Source organism: uncultured Lutibacter sp., from assembly GCF_947493565.1.
GTDB lineage: Bacteria > Bacteroidota > Bacteroidia > Flavobacteriales > Flavobacteriaceae > Lutibacter > Lutibacter aestuarii.
The window spans coordinates 68,994-81,858 of sequence record NZ_CANLRG010000010.1; the positions used below are offsets into that span (position 1 = coordinate 68,994).

Annotated in this window: 11 protein-coding genes; 10 read left to right on the top strand and 1 reads right to left on the bottom strand. The window is 31.3% G+C overall.

What is annotated here, in order from left to right; translation table 11 throughout:
• Positions 1-2: 2 nt before the first annotated feature.
• The 10 genes from Q0714_RS12690 (at position 3) to Q0714_RS12735 (ending at position 12,630) form a co-directional block, all read left to right on the top strand.
• Positions 3-2,276 carry a multicopper oxidase domain-containing protein gene (locus tag Q0714_RS12690; protein WP_298265630.1) on the top strand — a complete coding sequence of 758 codons (2,274 nt, stop codon included), beginning with the start codon at positions 3-5 and terminating at the stop codon, positions 2,274-2,276.
• A 14-nt stretch (positions 2,277-2,290) separates the two neighbouring features.
• Positions 2,291-4,783, top strand: coding sequence for a heavy metal translocating P-type ATPase (locus tag Q0714_RS12695; protein WP_298265632.1), 2,493 nt, complete (start codon positions 2,291-2,293; stop codon positions 4,781-4,783).
• A gap of 4 nt (positions 4,784-4,787) precedes the next feature.
• The gene (locus tag Q0714_RS12700) at positions 4,788-6,554 is read left to right on the top strand and encodes an efflux RND transporter periplasmic adaptor subunit (protein WP_298265634.1); all 1,767 of its coding nucleotides are present in this window, start codon (positions 4,788-4,790) and stop codon (positions 6,552-6,554) included.
• Between the two features lie 36 nt (positions 6,555-6,590).
• Positions 6,591-6,854, top strand: a complete 264-nt coding sequence (locus Q0714_RS12705; RefSeq protein WP_090120026.1) for a heavy metal-binding domain-containing protein — start codon at positions 6,591-6,593, stop codon at positions 6,852-6,854.
• A gap of 1,607 nt (positions 6,855-8,461) precedes the next feature.
• Positions 8,462-8,866, top strand: a complete 405-nt coding sequence (locus Q0714_RS12710; protein ID WP_298265637.1) for a hypothetical protein — start codon at positions 8,462-8,464, stop codon at positions 8,864-8,866.
• Between the two features lie 87 nt (positions 8,867-8,953).
• Complete coding sequence (locus Q0714_RS12715; protein WP_298265639.1) at positions 8,954-9,289, top strand: SLOG family protein; 336 nt, start codon at positions 8,954-8,956, stop codon at positions 9,287-9,289.
• A 125-nt stretch (positions 9,290-9,414) separates the two neighbouring features.
• A complete protein-coding gene (locus tag Q0714_RS12720; protein WP_010134019.1) occupies positions 9,415-9,546 on the top strand; it encodes a hypothetical protein in 132 nt (43 codons plus the stop codon).
• Between the two features lie 176 nt (positions 9,547-9,722).
• Positions 9,723-10,634: an ABC-three component system protein gene (locus Q0714_RS12725; RefSeq protein ID WP_298265644.1), complete on the top strand. Its 912-nt coding sequence runs from the start codon at positions 9,723-9,725 to the stop codon at positions 10,632-10,634.
• A 3-nt stretch (positions 10,635-10,637) separates the two neighbouring features.
• A complete protein-coding gene (locus tag Q0714_RS12730) occupies positions 10,638-10,889 on the top strand; it encodes an ABC-three component system middle component 8 (protein WP_298265646.1) in 252 nt (83 codons plus the stop codon).
• Positions 10,879-12,630: a DUF2326 domain-containing protein gene (locus tag Q0714_RS12735; RefSeq protein ID WP_298265648.1), complete on the top strand. Its 1,752-nt coding sequence runs from the start codon at positions 10,879-10,881 to the stop codon at positions 12,628-12,630. The genes Q0714_RS12730 and Q0714_RS12735 overlap by 11 nt, the downstream gene beginning before the upstream one ends.
• Before the next feature lie 63 nt (positions 12,631-12,693).
• Here the strand turns inward: Q0714_RS12735 and Q0714_RS12740 are convergent, their stop codons facing one another.
• Complete coding sequence (locus tag Q0714_RS12740; protein WP_298265650.1) at positions 12,694-12,864, bottom strand: hypothetical protein; 171 nt, start codon at positions 12,862-12,864, stop codon at positions 12,694-12,696.
• Between the last annotated feature and the right edge of the window lies 1 nt (position 12,865).

Here is a 12,865-nt window from a genome sequence, read left to right on the forward strand (position 1 = left end):
CAATGAAAACGTTTAACACAATATTTCTCTTGTTTCTAACTTCAATGGCATTTGCCCAAGTTGGTACAAATGGTCAAGATAGAAAAGAAGAAGGCCGAAACATACAAGAGTATAACCTTACTATAGAAGAAAATGAAATAACTCTTTCAGGTGTAACCGCCAAAGGAATGACAATTAATGGTGGAATTCCAGGTCCTACATTAGAATTTAATGAAGGTGACCTCGCTATTATTAACGTAACCAATAAAATGGATGAAGAAACCTCTGTACATTGGCACGGTTTAATACTTCCTAATTTTTATGATGGTGTACCTTATTTAACTACGCCACCTATAAAACCAAACACTACATTTCAATATAGAATACCTATAAACCAATCTGGCACATATTGGTATCATTCCCACACGATGTTGCAAGAGCAAAAAGGAGTTTATGGCTCAATAGTCATTCATCCTAAAGAAAAGACCTTGGACTATGATAAGGATTTAGTCGTAGTCCTTTCCGATTGGACAAATGAAAAACCAATAAATGTACTGCGAAACCTTAAACGAGGAAATGAGTGGTATCAGGTTAAAAAAGGAACAGCGGTACCATTAAGCAGAGTTATAAAAGAAGATGCATTAGGCGCACAATTCAAATTTTGGCGCGATAGAATGGAAGGTGCAGATATTGCAGATATCTACTATCCTGCGTTTTTAGCCAATGGTAAAAAAGTTGCAGAATATCCAGAGTTTAAAGCAGGTGAAAAAGTACGACTACGTTTTATTAATGCATCTGCTTCATCTTATTATTGGCTGGATTTTGGTGGTGGTAACCCGATGATTGTAGCGAGTGATGGTGTGGATGTAACACCAAAATATAAAAACCGATTTCTTTTTGCAATTGCCGAAACCTATGATGTGATTGTAACCATTCCAGAAGGCACATTGGAAATTACCGCAACAGCACAAGATGGTTCTGGTAATATGTCCATTCGTTTAGGTAGCGGAAAACTGTATCCAGCAACAGTTATAGACAGACCAGATAAAGTAGCTATGATGAAGCAAATGGCAAAAATGGATATGAAGATGGGTGCACCTGCTTTAGTAGGAAATAAAAACAGTAACACACCAGAAGTCCTAATGCAGAAATATGGGATGAAGATGAATATGGATATGAAAGATGGACAGATGGAGAATGAAATGAATATGGAAATGAAAAAGGATGTGATGCCAATGAATCATAAGATGATGCAAAAGGACACCACTTCATTTAATTATGACACACGTAAAACCTATTTCAATTATGATTTTTTAAAGGCAAAAGAAAACACGACTTATAAGGCAGACATACCTGTAACCGACCTTTTACTTAATCTAACAGGTAATATGCAACGTTATGTTTGGAGTTTGAATGGCATACCACTTTCGGAAACAGACAAAATTAAAATTAAAGGTGGAGAGGTTACTAGAATTACTTTGAATAACCTAACAATGATGCATCATCCAATGCACTTACACGGACATTACTTTAGGGTCATCAATGAAAATGGCGAACGTTCCCCATTAAAACATACCGTCAATGTACCACCTATGCAAAAAGTGGTCATCGAATTTTATAACGAAGAATATGGTGATTGGTTCTTTCATTGTCACGTGTTATATCATATGATGGGTGGTATGGCAAGAGTATTTAGCTATGATACACCACGCGATGAAAAGATGAAACCTTATCCAGTTCAAAAACTAATTGATGAAACTGACCATTATTACTCTTGGGGAGCTGCACGTGTAGGTTCAAACTTTAATGAACTTTTATTGATGTCAAGCAACATTCGTAACGAATTTGGACTACGTGCCGAGTTTGATTATAACCAAAATGCCGAGATAGAAGTAAATTATAACAGATATCTCAATGATTGGGTACGTGTGTATGCAGGTGTAAATACTGAAACTTCTACACCAAATTCTTATGATACATTTAATACTGTAGGATTAGTTGGAGTTAAATATTTCACGCCTTACAGATTTAATGTGGATGTGAGTATGGACCATCAACTGCGCCCAAGAATACGTTTGGACAGAGAACTATTGATTTTTCCTAGAATTTTTCTCGAAGGAGAATACGAGTATAGAGCGGATTTTGGATGGGTCAATGATTTAGAAAACAACAATTCTTATGAAGGTGAAACTCAATGGTTAATTGGAGCATCGTACATCTTATCTCGAAATTTTTCAATTCAAGGGAATTATAACAACCGATATGGTTGGGGTGGTGGACTTTCAATTAGATTTTAAATAAAATTATAACAATGAAACACACATATCACATACACGGAATGACTTGCAACGGTTGTCGCAGTCACGTTGAGGAAACGCTCTCTAAAGTAGGAGGTGTTTCAAAAGCAACAGTCGATTTAGATAAGGCAGAAGCTAACATAGAAATGGAATCACATATTCCCATAGAAACATTTCAAGAAGCCTTAAAAAAAGATGGTGGTACATATAGCATTCATAAACAAGGTGAACACCATCAGCATTCAGAAGCTAAAAAGGAAAAGCAACCTAAAGGTACAGGCACATTTTATTGTCCTATGCATTGCGAAGGCGATAAAACTTATGATAAACCAGGCGATTGTCCTGTTTGCGGAATGGATTTGGTGGAAGAACAAAATCTATCAGCAACTTCAAAGGAACAATGGACGTGTCCGATGCATCCAGAAATTGTCAAAGACGAAGCAGGTTCGTGTCCTATTTGTGGGATGGATTTAGTGCCAATGGAAGCAGATAGTTCAGCAGAAGAAAAAACGTATAAAAAGCTATTAAAGAAATTTTGGATTGCCACAGCATTTACCTTGCCCATTTTCTTAATGGCTATGAGCGAAATGCTCAATAACAATCCGTTGTACGATATAATGGAACAGAAATATTGGAACTGGATTCAGTTTGCATTATCAATTCCAGTAGTGTTTTATGCCACTTGGATGTTTTTTAGACGTGCTTGGACATCAATAAAAACATTGAACCTAAATATGTTTACCCTAATTGGAATAGGTTCTGGAATAGCTTGGATTTTTAGTGTTTTTGCAATGATATTTCCTAATGTTTTCCCTGAAGATTTTAAAACTTCAGAAGGAAACGTATTTGTATACTTTGAAGCAACTACAGTTATTTTAACATTAGTATTACTAGGGCAATTGTTAGAAGCAAAAGCGCATAGCCAAACAAGTGGAGCAATAAAGGAATTATTAAAATTAGTTCCTTCCACTGCAACATTAGTAATTGATGGAATTGATAAAGTAATAGCTATTGATAAAATTGAAAAGGGTAATTTATTACGAGTTAAACCAGGTGAAAAAATCCCTGTTGATGGTAGTATTATTGAAGGCCATAGTAGTATTGATGAATCTATGATAACAGGAGAACCTATTCCTGTAGATAAAAATGTAGATGACAAAGTAAGTTCAGGTACAATCAACGGTACAAAGTCGTTTATAATGAAAGCTGAAAAAGTCGGTTCAGAGACCTTACTTTCTCAAATCATTCATATGGTAAATAACGCAAGTCGTTCTAAAGCACCTATTCAAAAGTTAGCTGATAGAATATCAAAATACTTTGTTCCAATAGTAATGATTGTTTCAGTAATAACATTTATCATTTGGGCTGTATTTGGTCCCGAACCTGCTTATGTTTTTGCATTTGTAAATGCAATAGCTGTATTAATTATTGCGTGTCCTTGTGCATTAGGATTGGCTACGCCAATGTCTGTAATGGTAGGTGTTGGTAGAGGTGCTCAATCTGGTGTATTGATTAAAAATGCGGAAGCATTAGAGAAAATGAATAAAGTAGATACACTTATTGTTGACAAGACAGGCACGATTACAGAAGGAAAACCATCAGTTGAAAAGGTAATAGCAACAGACTCTATAGATGAATCTATTTTAGTACAATACATAACATCTTTAAACCAATATAGCGAGCATCCGTTAGCAGCAGCAATCGTAAACTATGGTAAATCAAAAAACAGTTCAATTACTAAAGTAAGTGATTTTGAAGCTGTGGCAGGAAAAGGAGTTATAGGTAAAGTCGAAAATAAAAATATTGCTTTAGGTAATGATAATTTATTAAAGCAATACACAATTACTATTTCTGAAAGTTTATCGAATAAAGTTATAGTAGAACAAGAGCAAGGTAAAACAGTTTCATACATAGCAATAGATAATAAAGCAGTAGGATATGTCACAATTTTCGATGCTATTAAAACTACAAGTCAAAATGCTATTAAAGAATTACAAAATAATGGCGTTGACGTAATAATGCTAACAGGTGACAATAAGAATACTGCAAAATCTGTAGCTAAACAACTAAACCTAAAACACTTTAAAGCAGAATGTCTTCCACAAGACAAATTAAATGAAATAAAAATGCTTCAAAATAAAGGGAAAATAGTTGCAATGGCAGGAGATGGTATTAATGATGCACCTGCTTTAGCACAATCTGATGTTGGAATTGCAATGGATAAAGGTACTGATGTTGCTATTGAAAGTGCATCAATAACATTAGTAAAAGGCGATTTACAAGGTATTGTAAAAGCTAAAAAATTAAGTCACGCTGTTGTAAAAAATATAAAACAGAACCTGTTTTTTGCATTTATATATAATGTTTTAGGTGTTCCTATTGCAGCAGGTATTTTATATCCATTTTTTGGATTATTACTATCACCAATGATTGCAGCTTTAGCTATGAGTTTTAGCTCGGTCTCGGTAATTGTAAACGCATTAAGATTAAGAAATATTAAAATTTAAAAAAATGAAAAAATATTTAATTTATATTGGCATATTAGCTGTTGGACTTCTTCTGGGAAAGTTCCTGTTCAATGATTCTTCAAAAAATAAAACAGAACATAATCATACTAGCACAACAGAAACAAATCAAATGTGGACGTGTTCAATGCATCCACAAATAATGCAACCAGAAGCAGGTGACTGTCCTATCTGTGGTATGGATTTAATTCCTGCCGAAGCAGGTGCTGATGGTTTGTCTGCAGATCAATTCAAGTTAACAAAAAATGCAATGGCATTAGCCAACATTCAAACAACAAAAGTTGGTAAGCATTTAGCTGAAGATAATGTGCTTAAATTATCTGGTAAAATTGCAGTAAATGAAGAAGTTAATTCAGTTCAAGTCAGTTATTTTTCAGGAAGAATAGAAAAACTAAATGTAAATTTTACTGGTGAAGAAATTCGTAAAGGACAATTATTAGCAACTATCTATTCACCTGAATTATATGCTGCTCAACAAGAATTATTAACTGCAATTTCATTAAAAGAATCTCAACCAGAATTGTACAATGCCGTTCGTAACAAATTAAAATTCTGGAAACTATCAGATAATCAAATAAACCAAATTGAAGCCTCTGGAAAAGCAAAAGAATTTTTCCCTGTGTATGCAACAGTTTCAGGTACCGTATCTGAAAAATTGGTTGAACAAGGTTCAGCAATAAAACAAGGACAACCTTTGCTGAAAATATCAAACTTAAGTACAGTTTGGGCAAATTTCGATGTGTATGAAAACCAGATAGGCTTATTTAAAATAGGTGAAGAAATTACGATAACTTCTAACGCATACCCTAATAAAGAGTTTAAAGGAAAAGTAAGTTTTATTGACCCCGTTTTAAATACTAAAACCCGTACGGTAACTTTAAGAGTTGTATTAAAAAATAAAAACAATGAATTTAAGCCAGGAATGTTTGTTGAAGGTAAAGTAAATAATGCCACATCAAATACAAATGATATACTAATGATACCTGCATCGGCAGTTCTTTGGACTGGTGAAAGGTCTATAGTTTATGTAAAAACCAATCCTAACGAACCTGTTTTTGAAATGAAAGAAATTGTTTTAGGGAACCAAATTGGAACAAATTATCAAGTTTTAAAAGGTCTAAATAATGGTGATGAAATAGTATCAAATGGTACGTTTACCATAGATGCTGCTGCCCAACTACAAGGTAAAAAAAGTATGATGAATAAAACTGGCGGAACTACAATGACAGGTCACGAAGGGCATCTTGGTATGGAAAATAACATTTCAGATGCTACAGAACATTATGAAATTAATAAACGATTAGAAGCTCCAAAAGAATTTCAAAATCAATTAAAAACAGTGTATGAGAACTATATCATTCTTAAAGATGCATTGGTAGAAGACAATTCAAAAGAAGCTACAAACAGTGCCAAAAAGTTAATTTCAAGCATTCATAAAATAAATATGAAATTACTAAAAGGCGAAGCACATAAGCATTGGATGACTGTAGAAAAAGAAATTAAATCTTCAACAATCGCTATTTCAAATACTGATGATATAAAAGTTCAAAGAGACCATTTTAAGCATTTATCTTCTCATTTAACCAAGGCAATTCAACTATTTGGAATAAACGAAATAGTATATGTAGAATTTTGTCCAATGGCAGATAACAATAACGGTGCATATTGGTTAAGCAAAGAAGAAAAAGTTCTTAACCCTTATTTTGGAGATGCAATGCTTAAATGTGGTGAAGTAAAACAAGTAATAGAATAAATTAAAACAATTATTAATATTTTAAATTTTAAAACAATGAAAAAAGTAATTTTAAGTATAACTGTAGTAGCTTTATTCGTAGCTACAAGCTGCAAAACAGAAACAAAAAAAGATAAAGAGCCTGTAAAAACAGAAGCCAAAAAAGAAATGGCAATGGAAGTTTACCAATGTCCTATGGATTGTGAAAAAGGCAAAACATACGATGAGAAAGGAAATTGTCCAGTTTGTAAAATGGATTTAAAAAAGGTAGAGAAACACGCTAAACATAATGATGAAGATCATTCAGGTCATAATCATTAGAAACTATAAAAAGAGTCCTCAAAAGGGGCTCTTTTTCATAAAATAATAAACACCCCATCTACAGCAGTATTTTTTTAATCTTTACGTCATTCTGAACTTGTTTTGAATCTCATCTTTAAAAGTTAGTCAAGTTCACAACAAACCAAAAATACAGCTTCCAATTCCGCACAGTAAGAGCTTGAAAAAAGCACTTACTTTTTGCCTTTGCGCTTTTCAAATCCGTTTCCATAAGTAACAATAGAACAAAATAGAAACATTCGTGCAGGTAATAAGGTGTTCGCAATACGCACCATTTTGTTACATAAAATATATCTGCAAGGTAAATCCAGAAAAGTACGTCATTCTGAACTTGTTTCAGAATCTCATCACTATAAGTATAGATATAGTTTTAAAACCTTGCATATACCATAAATAGCACTAATTCGTCCACAGTCCTCATTTAGCACTAGTTCATTTATTTTACTTCACACATTCCACGCATCACTCACGCATAGCTATCTTTTACCCCTAAAACCCAATAAGGTATAAATGCATTTTTATTAGGGGTAAACCGCTATTACACTATTTTCGCTCGCCTGCTGCTCACTTCGGGCTAATCAGGTTGTCACAGTTTTTGAAGGCATCCATTTTGCATATAAAATAAACCGCCTGTCCTCACGAATGTGGGTATCTTATAAATGTATTCTTCAATTTTATTTGATTCTGCATCGATAGGTATTTAGCGGATTTATTACATATTGCAAACGCGCACAAGAGCAAAGTATTCCATTAAATTTATAGGATTAATAATTATTTAGTATTTAAAATACACTCACAAAAACGACCTATTAAAATAGCTGTAGAAATACAAGTTATCGAAACGTATGAGTAATCCAAAGAGCGAAGCGGCCTGGAGTCGAAAGTGAGGTAGCGTAGTATTCAAAGCTATTTTAAGAAGTCTTGATTTTTTGTTTCGTTTTGCATCAAGGCAAAATGAATATGACTAACAATTAATATCACTACATAAATTGCACTTGTTTTTCCAACCGCTTCAAAAACTCCGCCAACCTTGCGTGTTCCACGTAGTCGTAGCACGTACTTATGCCGATGGCAACGTACTCTTGCTCCAACACCCTCGTTCAACTCGCTGCGGCTCGCTTTAATGCTTCGCGATTACCTGCTAAAAGAAACTTAAAAACATTATATAAAACGATACTACAAATAACATAATTACAAATTATCTAAATTCTTCAACATTTATTCAATGTAGTTAAAAACATATTTTTGATTCCAATCAATAGCAGTTAGTTTTTTAAAAAACAACTTCAAAATATCTCTTACATAAAACAAGTATTTAGGTTCAAAGTAAAAATAAAAAAGACAGCAAATATCGGTTGTTCCCTATGCCAGCCGCACTTATGCAATCAAGGTCAAGCCCTACGGGTTTTGAAAAAAAATCTCCACCTCATATACATTCGTCTTCGATTTTTAATAAAAACACAGGTTGTATTTTTCTCAAAAACCTTGACAGCCTTTTCCCCACAACCAAAACTCGTGCTTTCTTTTTTCTTTTTGTTTAAAAATTTATGTGCGAAGCGTAGCGGAGCATAAATTTTAAATGCCTAACTATGTCAACTTATGAAATCAAGACGCACCAAGAAGGAAGAACCTACAACAAACCGCACTTTTTTATTTTAAACAAAGGTTTAAACAGTGGTAGGCCAATGGAGCAACCTTGCCCAAACTGTTTTGTAATCACAACCGTTTCAGAAGAATCTCGGGAATCTTTGTATTACCTATGTTTATCACTTAAAACAGGTAAATTCTTTGGTTACTATTTAAAAGGGAGTGTTATTCCTTTTATCTGTATTTCAGATGCAAAAACGGTAATAAATACAGCCTTACAAAATTACGAGCTGCAGCAATGGGAATTAAAAGTTGAGAAGCTTAAAAAAATCACAGCCTTTGAGCAAAATCTAAAATTACAATTGCAAGCAATTTCAAAATTGAAAGTTGCTTTGTTGAGGTCTTGAATTTCCTCTTGTTATTCCTGCGTAGGCAGGAATACAAACCAACAACAAAACACCAACAACCAATAACTAGAATGATGAAACTAATAATTGCCGGAAGTCGAACCTTCAACGACTACAAAAAGCTATGTGCAGAATGTGACAACCTCCTCCAGGATCAAAAAAAACATTGAAATTGTATCTGGAGCCTATTATAGAGGAGCCGATAAACTTGGAGAACAATACGCAAAGGAAAGAGGTTATAAAATAACTAGATTTCCTGCAGATAGGAAAAGATTTGGAAGAGCTGCAGGGCCAAAACGCAACGAGCAAATGGCAAATTATGCTGACGCATTAATTGCATTTTGGGATGAAAAAAGTAGAGGTACTAAAAATATGATTGATTTAGCGAAAATTAAAAACTTAATAATTTTAATTAAAAATTAACTTGCTAAAAAATCTCAAATACTCTAAATTTGAGTAATACTTCTAAAAATTGCAATTTATAGTCATTAAATACTCAAAATATTTTTTGTTAATACAGGAAATATAATAAATTAAAAATCAAAATTATGGGAATTAAACCAGGTCCAAAAAGAACAGCTAAATCAACAGGGAAACCTGATAGACGTCAACGAGATAACAAGAGTACTCCTGGAAATACGCCTTCACTTAAACCACACAAGCATAAGAAAGGTGATTAGTTAGTATTGACATTGTGAAAATTATATATAATTTATTGTAAGGTTAAACTTTGCAAATTGTATAATAAAAGGAGATTTTTAAATTGTAAAAATCATCTTAATCAAAAGTTGTGGTGCATTTAAAAATCGAAATTCAAACAAACCGAAAGGTATAATTTAATACCTTTGCCAACAATATGAAATACCCATTAGAAAAATTAACGGATACTGAATTTGAAAAACTAGTTGCATTAATTTGTAGCGAGATATTAGGAACAGGAACTGTGGTTTTTACTGATGGAAAAGATGGCGGAAGGGATGCTAAATTTTATGGAAAAGCAAATAATTATCCAAGCAAATCAGAACCTTGGAATGGTAAAATTGTAATTCAAGCAAAACATACCGATAAAATTAATGCAAGTTGCTCTGATAGTCCTTTTCAAACAATTTTAAAAAAGAGTGTAATACCAGCAATAAAGAAACTGAAAACTGCTAAAAAGGTTGAATTCTACTTACTTTTTACAAATAGAAAGCTTTCAGGTATTCAAGATGAAAAAATCGAAGATGTTTTTGATGAAAAAACTGAAATTGAAAATAGATTAATAGGATTAGAAACTATCGAGCTTTGGTTAGAGCAATATCCAAATATTGCCAGAACTCTAAATCTTAATAAACTTTTACTTCCTTTAAGTTTTAACGAAAATGATTTAAAAGAAATAATAAATTCCTTTAGTAGAGTAGATAAGAAAAAAGGTGATTTACCTAAAATACCCAAAAGAGATATTGAAAAGAAAAATGAGCTAAATAATTTAAGTAAAGATTATTTTTATAATGTAATTAAAAGAAACCTTTTATATTTAGAACAAATAAGAGAATTTTTAACAAACCCAATTAACGCAGAGTATTTAAGTAAATATGAAAATACAATTGATGATATAAATGAAGAAATTGTTGTGCATAGAGATGAATTTGAAAAGTTTGATTTAATCTTCAATTATTTATACAAGTTCATTGTAGAAAATAATCCAGAATTAAAATCTAACAGAAGTTTAGTCCGTCTTTTCTTGCATTATATGTATTATAACTGTGACATTGGAATTAATGAATAAATTGTGCTAACACCAACAAAACATACAAACATTAAATATTCTGTAATTTACATTGCAGGTAAAGTTTTGGGCTTCCTAAAAAAGGAAACCTTAATAAAATATGAAGATTTAAAAGAAATGTTAATAAGTGAAATTGGTATAAATGTAAAAAACAATATCGATTATTCTTTAACATTTTTGTTCTCTATTGGCAAAATAGAATACTTGAAAAACATTGACGCAATTACGTTAATCAACGACAATAATGAAGATTAGTAAAATATATTCTAATAAAAATTTCAAGAATATTGAATTTAATGAAAAATTCAATGCTGTTGTTGCGTTCATAGAAAGTGATAAGAAAGATGATACACATAATTTAGGTAAAACTTCCTTAATTCGAGTTATTGATTTTTTACTCTTATCAAGTTATAATAAGAACACAGATAAATTATTAGGTAATAATCTATTTATTGGTCAAGATTTTTACGGAGAATTCAAACTAAATAGCGGTAAGTATTTAATCATTAAACGTTCTATAAATACTGCTACTAAAATATCTTTTAAATTAAACAACACTAAATTAGATATTTTCAAATTTGATATCGATTGGGATGAAGAATTAACATTAAAAAAAGCAAAAGCAAAATTTAATCAATGCCTAGATTTTAATGTTTTACCAAATTGGGACTACAGAAAATCAATAACCTATTTTTTAAGAAGTCAACAAGACTATTTAGACGTTTTTAAATTAAACAAATTTAAAGGCAAACATAAAGATTGGAAACCATTTGTTTTTGATTTACTTGGATTTAATGGAACTCTAATTTTAGAAAAATTAGAGATTGAAGAGGAAATAGATGACTTAAAGAAAAAAATACAAACTTTAAGATTAGAAGCTCAAATAGATACTTCTGAAAAAGACAGATTAGAAGGACTTTTAGAAATAAAGAAAATTGAACTTTTAGAGATTAAAAACCAAATAGATAAATTCAATTTTTTTAAAGAAGATATTCATACAAACAAACAACTTGTTGAAGAAATAGATATAAAACTTCAGGCATTTAATACTGATAGGTATCGAATATCATATGAAATAAATAAGATAGAATCTTCATTATCTGAAATAAATGATGATATTGATGATAAAGAAATTAATAGTCTATTTGAAGATGTAAACTTGTATTATCCTCAACAATTAAAAAAGGAATATGAGGATTTAATTAACTTTCAAAAATCTTTAACAACAGAACGCAAAGAGTATCTTACTGAAACTTTGAGTTTGTTAAAACTTGATTATACCAAATTAAACAAAAATATTAAAGAAATTGAATCTCAAAAAAGCGATTTATTGTCTTTATTAACAGAAAAAGATAGTTATTTTAAATTTAAAGAGTACCAGAAAAAAACAATTGGTATTGAGGTTGAAATAGAGCGTATTAAAGACAAATTAAAAGCCATAGATAGCACTTTAATTTTAGAAAACGACATAAAAGACAAGCGAGAAATAATAAATGATAAAATTGCAGAATTAAAGAAATCTTTAACTAAAAGAAAACACTCAAACATTAATAAAGTTTTTAACTCAATAATTAAAGAAATATTAGATACAAATGCACTAATTTCTTTGAAGTTAAATAATCAAGGGAATGTTGAATTTAATGCTGATTACCAAAACAAAACCGATTTATTAAAAACTTCTGAATCACAAGGAACAACATATAAAAAATTACTTTGTGTTGCATTTGACTTATCGCTATTAGTTAATTATTCTGAAAAATCATTCTACAAATTCGTTTATCACGATGGAGTTTTAGAAGGTCTAGACGATAGAATTAAAATTAGATATATAAATCTAATAAAAGAGTTCTGTGAAGAATATGACTTACAATATATTGTAACTTTAATTGATTCTGACTTACCGAAAGATACGCCTAATTTGATTGAAGATAATGATATTTGTTTGAGACTAAACGACAAAGACAATTCTGGTAAGCTATTTTTGAACAGTTTCTGAAGAAAGTTGCAAGCCTAACATTAAGCAATAAAAAAGCCTGGCTAAAAATATAGCTAGGCTTTTTTATTTATTAGAAAATAATCGCTTCAAAAAATAAGAAACAAAAAAACTAACCACTGCACCAATAACAGCCATAACAACGGTAAAAATTACATCATTTAAGCTAATATTTAAAACAGTGGATAGCAAAGTCCCACCAATAACCCCAGACTTTATTTGAATATTATTTTCCACT

What these genes read in the sequence shown, in the direction of transcription:
- Q0714_RS12690 (WP_298265630.1), top strand. Translation starts at nt 3, where the DNA reads ATGAAAACGTTTAACACAATATTTCTCTTGTTTCTAACTTCAATGGCA.
- Q0714_RS12695 (WP_298265632.1), top strand. Translation starts at nt 2,291, where the DNA reads ATGAAACACACATATCACATACACGGAATGACTTGCAACGGTTGTCGC.
- Q0714_RS12700 (WP_298265634.1), top strand. Translation starts at nt 4,788, where the DNA reads ATGAAAAAATATTTAATTTATATTGGCATATTAGCTGTTGGACTTCTT.
- Q0714_RS12705 (WP_090120026.1), top strand. Translation starts at nt 6,591, where the DNA reads ATGAAAAAAGTAATTTTAAGTATAACTGTAGTAGCTTTATTCGTAGCT.
- Q0714_RS12710 (WP_298265637.1), top strand. Translation starts at nt 8,462, where the DNA reads ATGTCAACTTATGAAATCAAGACGCACCAAGAAGGAAGAACCTACAAC.
- Q0714_RS12720 (WP_010134019.1), top strand. Translation starts at nt 9,415, where the DNA reads ATGGGAATTAAACCAGGTCCAAAAAGAACAGCTAAATCAACAGGGAAA.
- Q0714_RS12725 (WP_298265644.1), top strand. Translation starts at nt 9,723, where the DNA reads ATGAAATACCCATTAGAAAAATTAACGGATACTGAATTTGAAAAACTA.
- Q0714_RS12735 (WP_298265648.1), top strand. Translation starts at nt 10,879, where the DNA reads ATGAAGATTAGTAAAATATATTCTAATAAAAATTTCAAGAATATTGAA.